The organism is Pseudomonas sichuanensis (assembly GCF_003231305.1).
Lineage (GTDB): Bacteria > Pseudomonadota > Gammaproteobacteria > Pseudomonadales > Pseudomonadaceae > Aquipseudomonas > Aquipseudomonas sichuanensis.
Genome location: NZ_QKVM01000028.1, coordinates 62,485 through 79,517, shown reverse-complemented (window position 1 = coordinate 79,517; position 17,033 = coordinate 62,485). Strand labels below are relative to the sequence as shown.

Below are 17,033 nucleotides of genomic sequence, written 5' to 3'. Positions count from 1 at the left end.
CCGCGTGCTGCCGTCCGAAGGCATCGTTGCCCTGGACAACGGCATCTACAAGATCTGGTTCGCCCGCAACTACAAGGCTCACAAGCCCAACACCGTGCTGCTCGACAACGCCCTGGCGACCATGGGCGCCGGCCTGCCGTCGGCCATGGCGGCGCATCTGGTGTACCCGGACCGCCCGGTGATCTCGGTGTGCGGCGATGGCGGCTTCATGATGAACAGCCAGGAGCTGGAAACCGCGGTACGTCTGGGCATGCACCTGACCGTCGTGATCCTGCGTGACGACGGCTACGGCATGATCCGCTGGAAGCAGGCCAACATGGGCTTCACCGATTTCGGCCTGGACTACGGCAACCCGGACTTCGTCAAGTATGCCGAATCCTATGGAGCCAATGGGTATCGCGTAGAAAGTGCCGACTCGTTGAGTCCGCTACTTGACCACTGTGTTTCCAACCCAGGGGTGCACGTGATTGATTGTCCGATCGACTATAGCGATAACGACCGTATATTAAACATTGATATCCGCGAGCGCAGCGCGGCGGTGTGAAGCCGTGTTGTCCTTGCTGATCGCTGATTCAGTGTGGTGGTTAAGCGTCAAGTAGAACTGGAAATCGACTGTTTCTGGCCCGTGGCTACCCTCGATGAAAGGCAGCTATGGGTCGACAGCAGTCGCTCACCCGTTATTGGTAAACAGGCGTGGGCACAAGAGCGTTATGCTCACGCTTACACTGATACCCGGCCATTTGGGCGAGGTCATAAGCCTTCGCCAGCTCTCGATTCGTATTGACAGACCTGCCGAGCAGGTCGGAGAGCACCATGGCGGCGCGGGTGGCCGCGGATGGATCAGCACCGGCAGGCCGGCGGCATCATGATCGCGCATCTTGCCCAGGGGTGGGCTGGCGATCACCGCCATATAGCGATCTTCGGAAATCTGTACGGCGTCCGCTGGCATGTTGGCGTGAATGCCTTCAAGGCACTTGTTAAAAAGCACGGCATCAATTTTCTGAAGTGGTACGACCGACCTTGAAACGAGCGAACCGTGTCCGGCACGGCCGGCGTCAGCAACACATCAATCTGCCGCCCAGCGGCTTGGGAGGTATCGGCCATGGCCGAGTAGAAGACTGGAGCCGCGAAACACTCAGCGGACTACCGAGACCGGCAGAAGAAGAAAGCCGCGAAGCTTGGCATCGAGAAAGTGCACTTCAACATGCCGGATGGGATTAAGGCTGCTATGGCTGCCGAGATCTAACGCCACGGTTACGACCAGATACAGGAGCTATGGCAGGACCTGGCCCTGTCGTGGATCGCCCAGGCCCCTGAGGAGCGGACGCGGCGCCTTGAACGACCTGACGCACCAGCTTTCTACATCTCTCCAAACTAGCGCGTCAGTTCGAAGAAGCCAGCATGGCCGAGCTGAAGCGTGATCCAGGTGATGAGATTGCTCCACCTCAAAAGCTGATGCCCGCCTCAGCGAGGTGTAGCCTCAATTGAATGCCTGTACCAAACCCCGCGCGCAATGGAATCCTGAAACGGTGCAAGTGAAGGGTTGTTGAGCAGCCGCTGCTTCACATCTTCGAGAGCCGAATCGGTAACTTGATCAAGCACAAGGTTGGCTACCGTGTCCGCCACAGGCGCCGCCTTCATTGGCTCTGGGTTTGCCACAATTAGCTTGAAGAATTTCGTGAGACCAATGAGCTTGGTCTCGCCTTCTTGAACAAGTACGTCGTGCACCCACGATAGGTTCGCGGATTCAAGATCTTCCATCAGTATTTCCATCGTCCTGCTCCATCTGATCGACCGCTAGCCGTCCGTAATACATCATCCCAAACCAATTTGCCATCTTGCTCTGGCGACGATTCTTATGGGGAGACAGGGATGCCGACACGCTCGTTGGTCTTCATATCCACAACTTCGACTCGTCCCATCCATCCCTCAAGCGGGATGTACTTCATGCCGTATTCGCGCCCAGCGATCAGGTTTACGTCAAAGAACACGGATCGAGTGGCCTGAGTACCGGTCCATTTCTTGATCTCGAGGCGATGGGGGCCAGCAGTCAGACGATACTCAGTTCTTTGGGTATACAGGATATACCAGGTGTCCACGCCATCCACGGTGGCAATTGTGAGCGTTTTTTCAATTGCCCGAATTCCTGCCGTCTCGGACTCTGGTAGAGCCTCCGCCCCCTTCTGAATGTAGGGCGTACATCCGCCGGCTACAGCAAGCAGCATTACAGCGCCGAAAATTTTCAATCCCTGTACCAACCGCATGCTATTCCTCTGTGCCCGACTGAAAGATCGCGCCATTCAACCCCAATAAGCATCATATTGCCACCATTCCGCATCCGACCACGGAGGGCGGCGCATGCATGGAGAAAGCCATGAGCAACTACAACTGCGACTACGTTCGCCGTACCTACGACGTCCCGGCAGAGGTCGGGCGCCGCGTCATCGCCAACGGTGAGCCAGGCGTGATCATGGCCGACCGGGGCCAGTACATCGGCATCATCCTAGACAGCGACCCGAAGAAGCGCATCCGCAACTATCACCCCACTTGGGAGATGGTGTACGGCGAGATGGCCGAGGCGCTGCCGCTTAAGCAGTGGGAAGTGCTTACCAACGGCATGTATGACTGGGATGACGTGAAGTACATGCTTGGCGATGCCCGCCACTACGTGCGGCGCATTTGGGCAGCCACTCGCAGCCAGGCCAAGTACCGGGCCTATCAAGAGCTGGCCGAGTGCTTTAACGATGACGCCACCGCCATGCTGACCTTCAAGGTTCGTGCTGCGGCCTGACACTCCGGCGCCGACCACCAGCGCCTAAACCAGTTTCGACGCGATCTGCAGCATCACGGCAAAGGCGGCAGCGAACGCAGCAAAGCTATTCCATCGCGCCTGGGCTCGGAGAGTTCCTAGCAACTCTCCTCCTCCCACAATGGTTCCTCTCCAGGATTGCCCATCAGGCCGCCCTTTCATGCCTTCCGGAGGCGCAGCCTTCACAACCGCAGCAGCGACCCAGCAGCACGCGGACGCAAGCCCTACCGCAATAGATGCCCCTTCCAAAATCTTTACCCACTCCATGGCGCCCCTCATGCAAAGCGCCAGGAATAACCCACTTCAACGAATCACGCCACCCCGGCGAGGGCGGCACCCGCGATGGAGATTGCCATTAGAAACTACACCTACGCGCGCGAGCGTAAATTTCGGTTAAGATCGGGCGCCGAATGCTCATAAAGCTCCGAGTATAGCTCACGACCTGATCAATTTGTCGTCGATAGAAAAATTTATCGCTTCGTGCTCAAATGGGCCCTAAGTTTGAAGCTATCAATCTCTTCGTAACCTGAAAACGCCAAACCCTCATACAACCCATCAAGCACATCTTGATAGTTCCTAAACAACTCAATATCCATATGCTTGAGCAAAGAAAAGCGCTCAACATAATATTTTAACCCTTCACCCTTGGAGGAAATACAATTTAAAAATATTACACGCAGCTCACTGGAACTGAGTTGAGCCCTGAGCATGTTTGCGTACTTGCGCTGAGAAACATAGTTCTCGATCCACGCTCTCAAATTCGCCCGAGAACTCGGCTTAGACATACGCAATGTATCCATGCCAAACCCATCCACATGCTTCAGTATCTGATACAGATTTCTAAAATAATGCGCAAGCTCTCCATGATGATTCTGGTGCATATATCCGCTGTTAATTTCAAATCTTAAGTTGAGGCGATTAGAGCTCATCCCATCATAAATCTCCGGAAAATACTTAGTTTCAATTTTCGAAAACGCCGCCAGCCCCTGATAAGCTTTATTTATTTGCCTACCTATCCCATCAGCTTCAGTTAATGTAATTTTAAGGTCACTTGCAAGTCTGGCATGCACGTCTAACAGTCTAAAAAAAACAGACTCAAAATTTTGCCTCTCAAAAATTAAACTTTGTTGCGCCTGTATACGATGATTCTCTCTCGCATCATCCCTAGCCAGAGCAAGTTCTTTACTCTGAGCCCTTAAACTATAAATAACCGCGATTAGAGCAGCAAAACTTAATAACGGATTAAGAATACCTCCTACAAAATCTCCAATCTGCCCCCAGTGAGCAGCGGTGTCAGAATTTTTCACTTCAAGCCATGGCAGATCGCTGCCGAGCTGGAAGTGAGCAAACACAGCTCCGGCCACGAACAATATTGGAACAACAGCAATTAAGGCAAGAAGATAAACTCCATTTTCTTTCAGCCTGACAAACTTTGACAGCCAGTAGCCCTTAATCCTTCTTACTTCAAAATCAGAAAGCACACCCCAGAGATCCTCTAAGTTCCCTACGACAACTTCCTTGCCATCCTCTTTTTTGCGATATGCCATTTTAACAACGCCTCAAATTCCACTCACTGGATAATCATATTATGCAAAACTAAAAATTTCTTTCTGACGCACTACGAAATGGTGCTCCACTTTCGACATGGACCTAATTTCTCCCTCATTTCTATGCTTCGTCGGGCACCGCTTGTTAAGCCATCGACTTAAATCAGCCGACGAGCATGATTGAACCTACACCCGACATCAAGAGGCCATCATGCCTGTCACCTATGGAAGCGCCTGCAGCGGCATCGAGGCTGCAACCGTAGCCTGGCACCCGCTGGGCTGGCGTGCCGCCTGGTACGCCGAGATCGAGCCATTCCCCTCCGCAGTACTGGCTCACCACTACCCCGAAACGCCAAACCACGGCGACATGACCCGCCTGGCGGCCTTGGTGCTGTCCGGCAAGATCCCGGCACCCGATGTGCTGGTCGGCGGCACGCCCTGCCAGGCCTTCAGCGTGGCAGGCATGCGCGAAGGCCTGGCCGATCCCCGGGGCGCCCTCACCATCAAATACGTGGAGCTGCTCGATGCAATTGACCATGTTCGAACAAAGCGCGGCGAGCCCGAGGCTGCCTGCCTCTGGGAAAACGTCCCCGGCGTCCTCTCCGACAAAGGCAACGCGTTTGGCTGCTTCCTCGGCGCCCTGGTGGGCGAATCCGAAGAACTCCAACCGCCAGGGGGAAAATGGAAGGACGCTGGTTGTGTGTATGGACCCACGCGAACAGTCGCATGGCGGGTTCTGGATGCCCAATATTTCGGCCTGGCCCAACGACGCCGCCGTGTGTTCGTTGTCGCAAGTGCTCGAGCAGGGTTCGATCCACTCGAAGTACTTTTTGAGCGCGAAGGCGTGCGCCGGGATACTCCGCCGCGCCGAGGCGAGGGGCAAGACGTTGCCGGACGAGCTCCATTCGGCCCTGCGCTCCAGTGCGGGTGCGGATTGGTCTTCGGTTTAGACCTGGGCCAGTACGGCTGCCCGAACTGCGAGGGTGACGAGGGGCCTGCTGTTGAGGTGCTCGCTGGCGTGCCGGCATATGGCGGCCACAGCCTGCAGGGGGGTGTCAGCCAGGCAGCCACGCTGACTGCCAAGGACACACGCCTGGACATCGAAAGCGAGACCTTCTGCGTTGCGCCTACGCTGGCATGCCGTAGTCGCATTCGCTGAAAACAGCCGAAACGAGCTCCGGCTGGAGGGCGGCGACGGCCAAATTGCTGGCACGCTTTCATCTGGCGGCGGCAAGCCCGGCCAGGGACAACCAGTAATCGCTTGTCGAGAAGTTGCTCAGACCCTGACTAGCAATTACGGGAAGCAAGCAGACAACACAAATTCTGGGCTTGGTCCGAATGTAGTAGCTCACGCCATTCAGGCCGGCGCACTCCGCAAGAACCCTTCCAGCGGGCCTGATGGCGTAGGTGTGCAAGCGGACCATGCTTACACCATGGAGGCTCGGGCTGAAGTCCAGGCAGTGCTGGCCAACTCCCAAGTTCGGCGCCTCACCCCGCGCGAGTGCGAATGGCTCCAGGGCTTTCCGGGTGACCACACGCGCATCCCCTATCGCGGCAAGCCCGCCGACAAATGCCCAGACGGGCCGGGCTACAACGGCGTGCCGTGGCGGGTGTTCGCCCGGTACCAGGGATCTGTAACTGAGCGCTCCGAGCGCTACAACCCATGGTCTGACTGGGCTTTGAGTGGGCCGCTTATGGAAGCGAACAACGTGAGCATCCACTGCCCGCAGCACGACACTGGCTGCTGGGCAGCATGGATTACCAAGGACGGCAAGGACGTGGTGCATGGCGGCAGGGTCCTTCCTGCCGCTTGTCGCGCCATCGTCGCCGCCACGCTAGGCGATAACGTCCGAGTGCCGAAAGAGCTATATAGCAATTGTTGAGAAAGCTCTCCCGGCTCAACTTGAGAAACGGACTGTCCACGCCTCCCCAACTAAAGCCCAAATGAATAATTGAGAAAAAAAGATACTCCAAATCAATCCAGCACCGGCAAATAATCCATAGCCCCATACCGCTGGAGGACACTTCTTCTTGACTATGCTACCCACATAAACAAAAAGCTGTGCTGAAACGACCAACAAACCGACCGTCACAAGAGCGCCCACGACGCTAGCAACAATGCCAAATAAGGCCGTCTTAAAATTTGCTTCTTTGACAACACCCTGCAGCCATACCAGTGAAACTCCGGTAATCGAAGCTATAGAGCTGATAACACTCAATCTCTCGGTCCACTTCATATCCTTAAAGTCCTCTTTAAGTCCCTCGATCCAGCTCATGTCTTTCATGTTATCCCCACGGCAATTAAACCGCAGATGATCTCATAACTAGATGTGGAATCAACACACCTTCACTAACTCAAGCCCGCCAACATGCGCGGGCGAGGATCTTCCATGCCCATCATCACCGTGACCAGCAAAGTCATCACCCGCTTCGAGGTGCCCGAAGGAGTGAGCATCGAGCTTATCCGGCACCAGGCACTGCCCGTCCTCGACGAAAACATCGAAGACGCAGATGCGCTCTGCGTTCTGCAGGACACTGCACTGAACAGGGTTTTCCTTGGCGCTGCTGATGCTCGCTCCCAGTCAGTCGAGCATTCCATCACCGAAGACGATGCCTGACCACAAACCTGCCGCCACCGGCGGCGTGGAGACCAACATGCATTCAAAAAGGAAGAAGCCAGGCGATGAACACGCCGGGCAGGAACATGCCGTTGCCCAGGAAATGGACAAGGTAACGGAGGAAAGGATGGCCGAGCTGCTGGGGATCACGCTGCGAGCGCTCCAGACACGACGCCAGCGGGGGAAAATCCCCGAAGGCGTCTGGAACAAGAACGGTCGCAACATCATGTACAGCAGATGGAGATATGAGGAATGGCTCGAAAGCCTGTGGGTCTGCCCCCTGGAATTGAAATCCGAGGAGACTCGCTCCGAATCCGTTTCACTTGGAATGGTGAGCGTCGAGGGGAAACCCTCGCCCATCCCCCGACGGCGCAGGGGATCCGTGCAGCCAGCCGTGTACGTGATCAAGTAGTCAACCTGATCCGCCACAACCTGCTGGATGAGGAGAAGTATGCCGAGCTCTTCCCGGGCTCGGAGGTGGCCAGGCGCTCCGCTGAGGCCATACCGAGCCTGGGTGACTACTCGCAGATGTGGCTCAACAGCCGGCACATCGTGAAGGGCACCCGCGACAACTACGTCAGCACCTTGAATCTGTACTGGATGCCATACCTGGGCCTACGCCGGATCGACATGATCACACCGACGATGCTGCGGGGAGTCATCTCACAAATCCAGTGGACTTCAGCCGGCGTGAAGCGTAATGCGATCATCAAGCTGGCCAGCATTTTCAAGACCGCCGTGCTTGACGGCCTGATCACCAAGAACCCAACAGCCTCGCTCGACAAGCCAACAGCGGTGAAGAAGGTCGTTGATCCTTACACGCGCGCGGAAGCGGAGGCGATCATCCAGCACCTCTACGCTACGACCCAGAAGTACGCACAGATCTATGCAGCCTTCTTTGAGTTCAGCTTCTTCACCGGCCTTCGCCCTGGCGAGGCCATGGGCCTGCAATGGCAGGACATCAACCTCGATGAGCGCACAGCAACGATCCAACGCATCATTGTCGACCGCCAGCCAGCAGACCGGACGAAGACGAAATATCACCGTGTGGTGTTGCTGAATGATCGAGCACTCAATGCCATACGACAGGCGCAGCGCGTGGCCGACTTGAGGAGGATGGCTTCAAAGTCGGCCTACCCTACAAGCCCATTTGTGTTCCAGCCGAGTAAAGGTGGGCTGTGGATCAACGAACCAAGTGTTACAATCCGCCACTTCAAATCAGCGCTCAAGGCGCTGGACATCCGTGAACGCCGGCAGTACGACACCCGCCACACCTACGCAACCATGTGCCTGATGGCTGGGATGAACCCCGCGTTCATCGCGAACCAGCTCGGCCATAGCGTCGAGATGTTGCTCTCTACCTACGCGAAATGGATCAGCTCCTCCTCGGACTGGAGGGAGCTGGAGAAGCTGCCGCCCCGAGTCGAATTGGCCCAAAATTGGCCCAAAACTGACGAGAGGGCCTAAATACACCTCTGGAACCCCCGCAGGACAAGCACTTGATTTCTACCGCTAACATCACCATGCAATTCGGCGCCAAGCCGCTGTTCGAAAACGTCTCGGTCAAATTCAACAACGGCAACCGCTACGGCCTGATCGGCGCCAACGGCTGCGGCAAGTCGACCTTCATGAAGATCCTCGGCGGTGACCTGGATCCGTCCGGCGGCCAGGTGATGCTCGAGCCGAACACGCGCCTGGGTAAACTGCGCCAGGACCAGTTCGCCTACGAAGAATTCACCGTGATCGACACCGTGATCATGGGCCACGAGCAGCTGTGGAAGGTCAAGGCCGAGCGCGATCGCATCTACTCGCTGGCAGAAATGACCGAAGAAGACGGCATGGCCGTCGCCGAACTGGAAACCGAATTCGCCGAGATGGACGGCTACACCGCCGAATCCCGCGCCGGCGAGCTGCTGCTGGGCCTGGGTATCCCGCTGGAACAGCACTTCGGCCCGATGAGCGAAGTGGCGCCGGGCTGGAAGCTGCGCGTGCTGCTGGCCCAGGCGCTGTTCTCGGACCCGGACGTGCTGCTGCTGGACGAACCGACCAACCACCTGGACATCAACACCATCCGCTGGCTGGAAACGATCCTCACGGCGCGTAACAGCACCATGATCATCATTTCCCACGACCGTCACTTCCTCAACAGCGTCTGCACCCACATGGCCGACCTGGACTACGGTGAGCTGCGCCTGTTCCCGGGCAACTACGACGAGTACATGACTGCCGCCACCCAGTCGCGCGAGCAGCTGCTGTCGGACAACGCCAAGAAGAAAGCCCAGATCGCCGAACTGCAGAGCTTCGTCAGCCGCTTCTCGGCCAACGCCTCGAAAGCCAAGCAGGCCACCTCGCGGGCCAAGCAGATCGACAAGATCCAGTTGGCCGAGGTCAAGCCGTCGAGCCGCGTGAGCCCGTTCATCCGCTTCGATCAGACGAAGAAACTGCACCGTCAGGCCGTGATCGTCGAAAAAATGGCCAAGGCCTTCGACGACAAGGTGCTGTTCAAGGACTTCAGCTTCACCATCGAAGCCGGCGAGCGCGTGGCGATCATTGGCCCCAACGGTATCGGCAAGACCACCCTGCTGCGCACCCTGGTCGGTGAAATGACCCCGGACAAGGGCGAAGTGAAGTGGACCGACAGCGCCGAAGTGGGCTACTACGCCCAGGACCACGCCCACGATTTCGAAGAGGACGTGAGCCTGTTCGACTGGATGGGCCAGTGGACCAGCGGTGAGCAGGTGATCCGCGGCACCCTCGGCCGCATGCTGTTCTCCAACGACGAGATCCTCAAGTCGGTGAAGGTGATTTCCGGTGGTGAACAGGGCCGCATGCTGTTCGGCAAGCTGATCCTGCAAAAGCCCAACGTGCTGGTGATGGACGAGCCGACCAACCACCTGGACATGGAGTCGATCGAAGCGCTGAACCTGGCGCTGGAAAACTACCCGGGCACCCTGCTGTTCGTCAGCCACGACCGTGAGTTCGTGTCGTCGCTGGCCACCCGCATCATCGAGCTGACACCCGAAGGTACCGTGGACTTCAGCGGCACCTACGACGACTACCTGCGTAGCCAGGGTGTGGTGGTCTGACCTAACACCTTCAGCTGAAATCTCGCGGGGCAAGCCCGCTCCCACGCTGATGGCACGTGGGAGCGGGCTTGCCCCGCAATTTTCCTGTGCACATCACCCAACGAATAATTCGTTAGCCTGCTTTCTTTTCCCCCGCACAACGGCCATGATGCCGGTACGCCCAACCGCCTACCCGCGAACGTGCCCATGACCGCGCAACAGCCCGCCCCCGGCGACACCTCAAGCATCACCCTGCAAATCCTCGCCATCGTCTTCTATACCTTCATCGCCTTCCTCTGCATCGGCCTGCCCATCGCAGTGCTGCCCAGCCATGTCCACGACCAACTTGGCTACGGCGCAGTGGTCGCAGGCCTGACCATCGGCCTGCAGTACCTCGCCACCCTGCTCAGCCGGCCCTTTGCCGGGCGGGTCGCCGACACCCTGGGCGGCAAGCGGGCGATTCGCTTTGGGTTGTATGGCATCGCCGGCTGCGGCGTGCTCACCCTGCTCTCGGCCTGGACCCTCGCCCTGCCCTGGCTGAGCCTGCTGCTGTTGCTCGGCGGGCGCCTGCTGCTGGGCATCGCCCAAGGCTTGATCGGAGTGGCGACGTTGAGCTGGGGGATTGGCCAGGTGGGGCCGGAACATACCGCGCGGGTGATCTCGTGGAACGGCATCGCCTCCTACGGCGCCATCGCCATCGGTGCGCCGGTCGGCGTGCTGCTGGTGGATACCCAGGGATTCTGGATATTGGGGCCGGCGCTGCTGGTGCTGGCACTGGGCGCGTTGCTGGCGCTGCGCAAGCGCCCGGACGTGGTGGTGGTGCGCGGCGAGCGCCTGCCCTTCTGGTCGGCGTTCGGCCGGGTGGCGCCTTGCGGCCTGGGCTTGACCCTGGCGTCGATCGGCTACGGCACCCTGACCACCTTCGTCACCCTTTATTACCTGGAGCGCGGCTGGACCGGCGCTGCGTTGTGCCTGAGCGCCTTCGGTTTGTGCTTCATCGTTTCGCGACTGCTGTTCGTCAACGCGGTCAACCGCTTCGGTGGCTACAACGTGGCGATTGCCTGCATGGCCACCGAGGTGCTAGGGCTGGCCTTGCTATGGCAGGCGCCTTCACCGCTGTGGGCAATGGTCGGCGCAGGGCTGACCGGCTTCGGCCTGTCGCTGGTGTACCCGGCGCTGGGCGTCGAGGCGATCAGGCAGGTGCCCAGCAGTAGCCGAGGTGCCGGGCTGGGTGCCTATGCGGTGTTCTTCGACCTGGCGCTGGCCATTGCCGGCCCGCTGATGGGCGCGGTGGCGATACGGCTGGGCTACGCCTCGATCTTCGCCGTCGCCGCCCTGCTCGCCTTGTCAGGGGTTGGCCTGACGCTGCTGCTGGCCCGACGCGCCCAGCGCGGCTGATCGCTCGGCAGGCTCGGGCGCGCCCAGTGCCTGGCTGAAAAAGGCCGTGGTTTCGCTGCGCAGCGAGCGGTGGATATGCCGGCGGTCGACACCGTCGGCGTCCTTGCACAATACCGGCATGCGCTGGTGCTGCTCGTCGTCGCACGGCGCCATGAACACAAAATGCCCGGCCCCGGCCAGCAACCGGTAGTCCGGCGTCTGCGGCAGTTTGCGCGCCAATGCATCGGCATTGTGCTCCAGGGCCAGCAACTGGTCCGAGTCGCCGCTGTAGATCAGCGCCGGCACATGCACCCCGGCCAGGGCGTGGCGGCCGAACATCAGGCTCAGGGGCGCCATCAGCATCACCGCGCCCACCCGCGCATCGGCCCGCGGCCCCAGCTCGCTGTGGTCGGCGATCAGCACACCATGGGTCTTGCAGGCGTCGGCGTCGTTGGGGCGTTGCTGGCAATAACGGCGCAGGCGATCAAGATCGGGTTGCGCGCCAGACAGGATCAGCGCCGTCTCGCCGCCGGCCGAATAGCCGATCACGCCGACTTTGCCGTCGTTCAGATAGGGACCGACCAGAGTATCGGCGCGTGCGGCCGTGATCGCCGCGCTGACTTGCAGCGGCCGGCCATAGAGATTACTGAGTGTCCCGAGCCGGCTACGATCGCGGCTGTTGTCGCCGGGGTGAATCACCGCCACCACCACGAAGCCTTGGCGTGCCAGGCCGTTGGCCAGGTCGTGCAGGGCCATGGGGCTGCCGGTATTGCCGTGGGAGATCACCAACAACGGGAAACGGCCCATGGCCACGGGGGCGTCCTGGGCAACCCGGGTCTGATAGCCCTCGATACGCACAGGCCGCGCCTCGCCGCTGGAGGGGTAGAACACCAGCGCCTGCATGGGCCTGCTGTCCACCGGGTCGGCCAGGGTGAGCCGGTGCAGGCCGGCCACCCAGGTCGCCGCGTTGGCCTGGGCCAGCAGGCCGCCGAACAGGACAATGGCCAACAGGGTACGAAACGGAGTCATGCAGGGGCGCTCCCGTGACCGGGCGGACGTATTTCGCCAGCATAGAATCCGGCCAAGCACAGCTACATGAAAATTGAATGAAAAAAGCCGATCGGCGCTCAAGGCGACGATCGGCTTTGCCGTGACTCAGGCGATCAGGCGGCAGCGAACAGCTCGCCGGCGATCTGCGCCTGGGCCGCATCGATGGCCTTGGCGCGGTGCTCGGGGCCGTAGGCCAGGCCGTGGGCACGGACGGTTTCGACGTCGGTGATGCCGATGAAGCCAAGGAAGACGTTGAGGAAGTCTTCATGGCCAACACCGGTTGGCTGGCCCTGGTGCAGGCCGCCGGCAGTGGACACCAGGATCACTTTCTTGTCGCCGCACAGGCCTTCAGGGCCGGCTTCGGTGTAGCGGAAGGTCTTGCCGGCCACGGCGATGCGGTCGATCCAGGCCTTGAGCTGGGTCGGCACGCTGAAGTTGTACATCGGTGCACCGATCACCACCGCGTCGGCGGCCAGGAATTCTTCCAGGGTTTCGGCGCTCAGTTGCGCTTCGTGGGCCTGGGCAGCGTCACGCAGGTCCTGCGGGGTACCGGCAGCCACCAGGGTGGCGGCGGAGAAGTGGCTGATGGCGTCGGCAGCCAGGTCACGGTAGACCACTTCGATGCTCGGATCGGCGGCTTTCCAAGCGTCGACCACTTCGCGGCTCAGCTGACGGGAGGCGGAATTGTCGCCCAGAATGCTCGAATCGATGTGCAACAGTTTCATGGGACTCTCCTGTGAATGAAGACCGCGGTGGTGGGCGATCACGATGGGGAGAATCCTATCGAAACAGCGAATGGCTGATAAGGCAGCAAAAATGCGTTAGTTTGTCCCACTGGTAGAACAGTGAGAATGCCCCATGCAAGACCTCAACGACCTCTTCTATTTCGCCCAGGTGGTCGAAGCCGGCGGTTTCGCCGCCGCCGGTCGCCAGTTGGGCATCCCCAAGTCGCGCCTGTCACGGCGTATCGCCGAACTGGAAGAACGCCTGGGCACCCGCCTGCTGCAACGCACCACGCGGCAATTGAAGCTGACCGCCGTGGGCGAACGCTACCTGCACCATTGCCAGGCAATGCTGCTGGAGGCGGAGATGGCCGATGAAGTGGTGGCCAGCATGTCCAGCGAACCCCGTGGGCGGCTGCGGGTGTCCTGCCCGGTGGCCCTGGCCCATGCCTTCCTGCCCGAGGTGATCAGCCGTTTCCTGGCCCAGTACCCGCTGGTGCAACTGGACATGGTGCTGCTCAACCGCCGGGTCGACCTGATTTCCGAAGGCATCGACGTGGCCCTGCGCGTGCGTGACCTGGGTGACGAGGACCCGGCCCTGGTCACCCGGCGCCTGCGCCAGGCGCAGATGCAACTGGTGGCCGCGCCGGGTTTTGCCGACCATATCCGCGAGCCCGCCGAGCTTGCCAGCCTGCCGGTGCTGGGCGCCGCCGAGGCCGACCGGCTGGTGCACCTGCGCCTGCACGGGCCGGACGGCCGCCAGGAGGAAGTGGTCCTGGAGCCACGCCTGGCCATCGATGACTTCGTCGTGCGTAACGCAGCCGTGCGTGCCGGCCTGGGCTTCACCGCGCTGCCGAGCATGTTCTGCGAGGAAGAGCTGGCACGTGGCGAACTGGTGCGCCTGCTGCCGGACTGGTCGCTGCCCGGCGGTTACCTGCAGGCGGTGTATCCGCACCGGCGCGGCCTGCTGCCGGCGGTGCGGGCGTGGATCGATCACCTGGCGATTTCGTTCGAAGCCTGTGGAGAGCGTTATGTCTGAGAAAAGGATGACCGAGGAACAGATCGCGCAGTTCTGCCTGGCGTTGCCCGGCGCGCGCGAGGACTACAAGTGGGGCGGGATCCGGGTGTTCTCGGTGGCCGGCAACAAGATGTTCGCCGTCGCCGATCTGGGCGGTGCCGGCTTGTCGTTCAAGGTGGCCGACGACCTGTTCCTGGGCTACTGCGACCGACCGGGGATTCGCCCGGCGCCTTATCTGGCACGGGCGAAGTGGGTCAGCATGGTTGCGCCCTACCCCGTGGGCCGTGACGAGCTGTGTGACCTGCTGCGCCGCTCGCACCAGTTGGTGGTGCGGCGCTTGCCCAAGCGCACGCAGGTGGGGTTGCTGCTGGATTGACTCTGCATCGCGGGCAGGCCCGCGCTGGCCATCTACAGCAACTGCCCCAACCCGCGTCCACTCAGCAGCAGGTGATCGAACCAGAACACCTGGTGCAGCGCGACGATGCCCCAGAACACCAGCTGATAGGACAGCTTGCGGGTCTTGTGCCGAAACAGCTGCTGGGCCAGTAGCGCCCCGGGCCAGCCACCGAGCAGCTCGCTGGCATGCAGCACTTTCTCCGGCGTGCGCCAGGCCTGGTTGCGCGCCTGCTGCTTGTCCTGCCAGTACAACAGCAGGCTCACCAGGCTCACCAGCGGATACAGCGCCAATGGCAGCCACGACTGCCCGCTCAAGCCCATCTGCAGGCCGCCCACTGTCGGCAGCAAACAGAGCCCGGCCAGGGCCAGCAGCTTCAGGCGTGGATTGCGTACGCCCTGGGCCTCGCCACGGGCAGCGGTTTGCGGGCGCGCCATCAGCCGTGCGCCGTCGACCAATCGACCCAGCCGAACTCCCAGGTGGCCAGGATCAGCAGACCAAAGGCGATGCGGTACCAGGCGAACGCAGCATAACTGTGGTTGGCGATGAACTTGAGCAGCGCACGCACGGCGATCATGGCGAAGATGAACGACACCACGAAGCCCAGGGCGAACACCGGCAGGTCACCGGGCTGGAACAGCTCACGGTACTTGTAGCCCGAGTACACCGCCGCGCCGACCATGGTCGGCATGGCCAGGAAGAACGAGAACTCGGTGGCCGCCTTGCGCGACAGGCCGAACAGCAGGCCGCCGATGATGGTCGAGCCGGAGCGCGACGTGCCCGGGATCATCGCCAGGCACTGGACGAAGCCGATCTTCAGCGCATGGTGCCAGCTCATGTCGTCGACATGGTCCACCTCGATGCGGTGCTGGCGGCGCTCGGCCCAGAGCATGATCACCCCGCCGACCACCAGGGCCGCAGCCACGGTGATGGGGTTGAACAGGTACTTGTGGATCAAGTCGGCGAACAGCACCCCCAGCACCACCGCCGGCATGAAGGCGATCAGCAGATTGGCGGTGAAGCGCCGCGCCGGTGCCTGGGTGGGCAGGCCCAGCACCACGTCGAAGATCTTGCGCCGGAATTCCCAGACCACTGCGAGGATTGCGCCCAACTGGATGATGATGTTGAACGCCATGGCGCGCTCACCGCCGAAACCGATCAGGTCGGCGACGATGATCTGGTGCCCGGTGCTTGAAATCGGCAAGAACTCCGTCAGGCCCTCGACAACGCCCAAGATGATTGCCTGCAAGGCACTCCAAAAATCCATCATTCCCCCGATGCAGCACCGCTCCTGGCGGGCCGCTTGTAGTGATTTGCACGTAGTTGCCGCACGCGGCGCGGCTGTTTTACAGCGACAGCAGTGGCAACGCCAGCATAAATGCCCAGCGGCCTAAAGGTTTCATCTGGCACGGCCGAAATCCTAGCAGAGCCCTTGGTTCAAGGCTTGCGTTACCTGCAACACGGATCGCGCGCACTGCGCACTTAGCCGTTGGTCGTGTGGGGCCTGGCGGCAAAGCATGCTTGGATGCCTTCGATAAAAAGAACAAGACCGGAGTAACGCATCATGAAGACCCTGAGGTCGATGTCGATCAGCCGCCGCCTGTGGCTGATCCTGTTGGTGGCCGTGGCCATGCTGTTGGTGCTGGGGTTGCTGATGCTGCGCCAGATCCATGGCGACCTGTACCAGGCCAAGGCCGAGAAAACCCGCCATGTGGTGCAGACCGCCGCAGGCGTGCTGGCGCACTTCCAGGGCCTGGAGGCCGCCGGCACACTCAGCCGCGAAGCCGCCCAGCAGCAGGCCCTGCAAGTGGTGCGCGGGTTGCGCTACGACCAGAGCGACTACTTCTGGATCAACGACCTGCAACCGAAGATGATCATGCACCCGGCCAACCCCAAGCTCGATGGCCAGGACCTCTCGGCCATCCGCGATCCCGACGGGTTTGCCGTGTTCAACGAAATGGTCAAGCTGGCCCGTGCCCAGGGCGCCGGCCCGGTCGACTACCGCTGGCCCAAGCCCGGCGCCAGCGAACCGGTGGCCAAGACTTCGTATATTCAGCTGTTCGAACCGTGGGGCTGGGTCATCGGCTCGGGCGTCTACATCGACGACGTGCAGGCCGAGTTCGCCCGCCAGCTGCGTGATGCATCGCTGGTGGGCCTGGGCATCGCCCTGCTGATGGCGCTGGTGGTGATGCTGATCGCCCGCAGTATCGCCAGGCCCTTGCAGGAAGCGGTGCAGGCCATGGGCAACATTGCCAGTGGTGAGAGCGACCTGACCCGGCGCCTGGACACCCACGGCCGCGACGAGATCACCCATCTGGGCGAGCACTTCAACCGTTTCAACGGCAAGCTGCAGGGCGTGATCGGCCAATTGCAAGGCGCCGCCCATGCCTTGGCCGAGTCGGCCGGCCACGTCGGCGACAACGCCGGAGCGGC

General features: G+C 60.6%; 20 protein-coding genes and 2 pseudogenes. 13 read left to right on the top strand and 9 right to left on the bottom strand.

Translation table 11 applies throughout. The annotated features are described in order from the left end of the window. Positions 1-544, top strand: a 544-nt coding sequence (locus tag DM373_RS16140) for a thiamine pyrophosphate-dependent enzyme (RefSeq protein ID WP_244215081.1), incomplete at its 5' end; no start/stop codon positions are given. 133 nt (positions 545-677) lie between these two features. Here the strand turns inward: DM373_RS16140 and DM373_RS16135 are convergent. Beyond that, positions 678-815, bottom strand: a complete 138-nt coding sequence (locus tag DM373_RS16135) for a DUF2514 family protein (RefSeq protein WP_110994531.1) — start codon at positions 813-815, stop codon at positions 678-680. Between the two features lie 20 nt (positions 816-835). Here DM373_RS16135 and DM373_RS16130 point away from each other — a divergent pair, with 20 nt between their 5' ends. After that, entirely contained in the window at positions 836-1,024 is a 189-nt protein-coding gene (locus DM373_RS16130; protein ID WP_110994530.1) for a hypothetical protein, read from the top strand. A gap of 440 nt (positions 1,025-1,464) precedes the next feature. Here the strand turns inward: DM373_RS16130 and DM373_RS16120 are convergent, their stop codons facing one another. Together DM373_RS16120 and DM373_RS16115 are read right to left on the bottom strand one after the other, a co-directional pair. Further along, positions 1,465-1,773: a hypothetical protein gene (locus tag DM373_RS16120; RefSeq protein ID WP_110994529.1), complete on the bottom strand. Its 309-nt coding sequence runs from the start codon at positions 1,771-1,773 to the stop codon at positions 1,465-1,467. Positions 1,774-1,856: 83 nt separating this feature from the next. Continuing rightward, the gene (locus DM373_RS16115) at positions 1,857-2,264 is read right to left on the bottom strand and encodes a hypothetical protein (RefSeq protein ID WP_110994528.1); all 408 of its coding nucleotides are present in this window, start codon (positions 2,262-2,264) and stop codon (positions 1,857-1,859) included. Positions 2,265-2,374: 110 nt separating this feature from the next. Between DM373_RS16115 and DM373_RS16110 the strand changes: the two genes are divergently transcribed. Continuing rightward, positions 2,375-2,791 (top strand): hypothetical protein, encoded by a 417-nt coding sequence (locus DM373_RS16110; protein WP_110994527.1) that lies wholly within the window; start codon positions 2,375-2,377, stop codon positions 2,789-2,791. A 488-nt stretch (positions 2,792-3,279) separates the two neighbouring features. Here the strand turns inward: DM373_RS16110 and DM373_RS28735 are convergent, their stop codons facing one another. Next, a complete protein-coding gene (locus tag DM373_RS28735; RefSeq protein WP_157966843.1) occupies positions 3,280-4,356 on the bottom strand; it encodes a putative phage abortive infection protein in 1,077 nt (358 codons plus the stop codon). Positions 4,357-4,567: 211 nt separating this feature from the next. Between DM373_RS28735 and DM373_RS29715 the strand changes: the two are divergent. After that, a pseudogene (locus DM373_RS29715) lies at positions 4,568-5,252 on the top strand (DNA cytosine methyltransferase); the annotation flags it as partial. 513 nt (positions 5,253-5,765) lie between these two features. Further along, entirely contained in the window at positions 5,766-6,239 is a 474-nt protein-coding gene (locus DM373_RS29710; protein ID WP_425272590.1) for a phage protein NinX family protein, read from the top strand. Between the two features lie 15 nt (positions 6,240-6,254). On the opposite strand, the gene DM373_RS16095 is transcribed toward DM373_RS29710, so the two are convergent. Beyond that, on the bottom strand, positions 6,255-6,641 hold the full coding sequence (locus DM373_RS16095; RefSeq protein WP_157966842.1) for a hypothetical protein: 387 nt from the start codon (positions 6,639-6,641) through the stop codon (positions 6,255-6,257). A 105-nt stretch (positions 6,642-6,746) separates the two neighbouring features. Here DM373_RS16095 and DM373_RS16090 point away from each other — a divergent pair, with 105 nt between their 5' ends. From DM373_RS16090 to DM373_RS16075, 5 genes are all read left to right on the top strand, one after another. Next, positions 6,747-6,974 carry a hypothetical protein gene (locus DM373_RS16090; protein ID WP_110994524.1) on the top strand — a complete coding sequence of 76 codons (228 nt, stop codon included), beginning with the start codon at positions 6,747-6,749 and terminating at the stop codon, positions 6,972-6,974. Then, positions 6,967-7,386 (top strand): hypothetical protein, encoded by a 420-nt coding sequence (locus DM373_RS29230; protein ID WP_244215083.1) that lies wholly within the window; start codon positions 6,967-6,969, stop codon positions 7,384-7,386. The genes DM373_RS16090 and DM373_RS29230 overlap by 8 nt, the downstream gene beginning before the upstream one ends. Further along, positions 7,287-8,441 carry a tyrosine-type recombinase/integrase gene (locus DM373_RS16085; protein WP_244215082.1) on the top strand — a complete coding sequence of 385 codons (1,155 nt, stop codon included), beginning with the start codon at positions 7,287-7,289 and terminating at the stop codon, positions 8,439-8,441. Before DM373_RS29230 ends, DM373_RS16085 begins: the two co-directional genes overlap by 100 nt. A gap of 32 nt (positions 8,442-8,473) precedes the next feature. Further along, positions 8,474-10,060, top strand: coding sequence for an ABC-F family ATPase (locus DM373_RS16080; RefSeq protein WP_110994522.1), 1,587 nt, complete (start codon positions 8,474-8,476; stop codon positions 10,058-10,060). A gap of 186 nt (positions 10,061-10,246) precedes the next feature. After that, positions 10,247-11,437 carry an MFS transporter gene (locus DM373_RS16075; RefSeq protein WP_110994521.1) on the top strand — a complete coding sequence of 397 codons (1,191 nt, stop codon included), beginning with the start codon at positions 10,247-10,249 and terminating at the stop codon, positions 11,435-11,437. On the opposite strand, the gene DM373_RS16070 is transcribed toward DM373_RS16075, so the two are convergent. Both DM373_RS16070 and DM373_RS16065 read right to left on the bottom strand, forming a co-directional pair. Further along, the gene (locus DM373_RS16070) at positions 11,387-12,445 is read right to left on the bottom strand and encodes an alpha/beta hydrolase family protein (RefSeq protein ID WP_110994520.1); all 1,059 of its coding nucleotides are present in this window, start codon (positions 12,443-12,445) and stop codon (positions 11,387-11,389) included. The genes DM373_RS16075 and DM373_RS16070 overlap by 51 nt on opposite strands. A 134-nt stretch (positions 12,446-12,579) precedes the next feature. Further along, complete coding sequence (locus DM373_RS16065) at positions 12,580-13,191, bottom strand: FMN-dependent NADH-azoreductase (RefSeq protein WP_110994519.1); 612 nt, start codon at positions 13,189-13,191, stop codon at positions 12,580-12,582. A 133-nt stretch (positions 13,192-13,324) separates the two neighbouring features. Here DM373_RS16065 and DM373_RS16060 point away from each other — a divergent pair, with 133 nt between their 5' ends. Both DM373_RS16060 and DM373_RS16055 read left to right on the top strand, forming a co-directional pair. Next, positions 13,325-14,227, top strand: coding sequence for a LysR substrate-binding domain-containing protein (locus DM373_RS16060; protein ID WP_110994518.1), 903 nt, complete (start codon positions 13,325-13,327; stop codon positions 14,225-14,227). Further along, positions 14,220-14,582: an MmcQ/YjbR family DNA-binding protein gene (locus tag DM373_RS16055; RefSeq protein WP_110994517.1), complete on the top strand. Its 363-nt coding sequence runs from the start codon at positions 14,220-14,222 to the stop codon at positions 14,580-14,582. Before DM373_RS16060 ends, DM373_RS16055 begins: the two co-directional genes overlap by 8 nt. Before the next feature lie 32 nt (positions 14,583-14,614). Here DM373_RS16055 and DM373_RS16050 read toward each other — a convergent pair whose 3' ends face one another. Further along, positions 14,615-15,037 (bottom strand): DUF1294 domain-containing protein, encoded by a 423-nt coding sequence (locus tag DM373_RS16050; protein WP_110994516.1) that lies wholly within the window; start codon positions 15,035-15,037, stop codon positions 14,615-14,617. Next, positions 15,037-15,867 carry an undecaprenyl-diphosphate phosphatase gene (locus DM373_RS16045; protein ID WP_110994533.1) on the bottom strand — a complete coding sequence of 277 codons (831 nt, stop codon included), beginning with the start codon at positions 15,865-15,867 and terminating at the stop codon, positions 15,037-15,039. Before DM373_RS16045 ends, DM373_RS16050 begins: the two co-directional genes overlap by 1 nt. Before the next feature lie 297 nt (positions 15,868-16,164). Here DM373_RS16045 and DM373_RS29705 point away from each other — a divergent pair. After that, positions 16,165-16,926, top strand: a pseudogene (locus tag DM373_RS29705) (cache domain-containing protein); the annotation flags it as partial. Positions 16,927-17,033 lie beyond the last annotated feature (107 nt).

Bases quoted from the DNA above. Each gene is read 5' to 3' on its own strand.
- DM373_RS16135 (WP_110994531.1), bottom strand. From the start codon at position 815: ATGGTGCTCTCCGACCTGCTCGGCAGGTCTGTCAATACGAATCGAGAG.
- DM373_RS16130 (WP_110994530.1), top strand. From the start codon at position 836: ATGGATCAGCACCGGCAGGCCGGCGGCATCATGATCGCGCATCTTGCC.
- DM373_RS16120 (WP_110994529.1), bottom strand. From the start codon at position 1,773: ATGGAAATACTGATGGAAGATCTTGAATCCGCGAACCTATCGTGGGTG.
- DM373_RS16115 (WP_110994528.1), bottom strand. From the start codon at position 2,264: ATGCGGTTGGTACAGGGATTGAAAATTTTCGGCGCTGTAATGCTGCTT.
- DM373_RS16110 (WP_110994527.1), top strand. From the start codon at position 2,375: ATGAGCAACTACAACTGCGACTACGTTCGCCGTACCTACGACGTCCCG.
- DM373_RS28735 (WP_157966843.1), bottom strand. From the start codon at position 4,356: ATGGCATATCGCAAAAAAGAGGATGGCAAGGAAGTTGTCGTAGGGAAC.
- DM373_RS16095 (WP_157966842.1), bottom strand. From the start codon at position 6,641: ATGAAAGACATGAGCTGGATCGAGGGACTTAAAGAGGACTTTAAGGAT.
- DM373_RS16090 (WP_110994524.1), top strand. From the start codon at position 6,747: ATGCCCATCATCACCGTGACCAGCAAAGTCATCACCCGCTTCGAGGTG.
- DM373_RS29230 (WP_244215083.1), top strand. From the start codon at position 6,967: ATGCCTGACCACAAACCTGCCGCCACCGGCGGCGTGGAGACCAACATG.
- DM373_RS16075 (WP_110994521.1), top strand. From the start codon at position 10,247: ATGACCGCGCAACAGCCCGCCCCCGGCGACACCTCAAGCATCACCCTG.
- DM373_RS16070 (WP_110994520.1), bottom strand. From the start codon at position 12,445: ATGACTCCGTTTCGTACCCTGTTGGCCATTGTCCTGTTCGGCGGCCTG.
- DM373_RS16065 (WP_110994519.1), bottom strand. From the start codon at position 13,191: ATGAAACTGTTGCACATCGATTCGAGCATTCTGGGCGACAATTCCGCC.
- DM373_RS16060 (WP_110994518.1), top strand. From the start codon at position 13,325: ATGCAAGACCTCAACGACCTCTTCTATTTCGCCCAGGTGGTCGAAGCC.
- DM373_RS16055 (WP_110994517.1), top strand. From the start codon at position 14,220: ATGTCTGAGAAAAGGATGACCGAGGAACAGATCGCGCAGTTCTGCCTG.
- DM373_RS16050 (WP_110994516.1), bottom strand. From the start codon at position 15,037: ATGGCGCGCCCGCAAACCGCTGCCCGTGGCGAGGCCCAGGGCGTACGC.
- DM373_RS16045 (WP_110994533.1), bottom strand. From the start codon at position 15,867: ATGGATTTTTGGAGTGCCTTGCAGGCAATCATCTTGGGCGTTGTCGAG.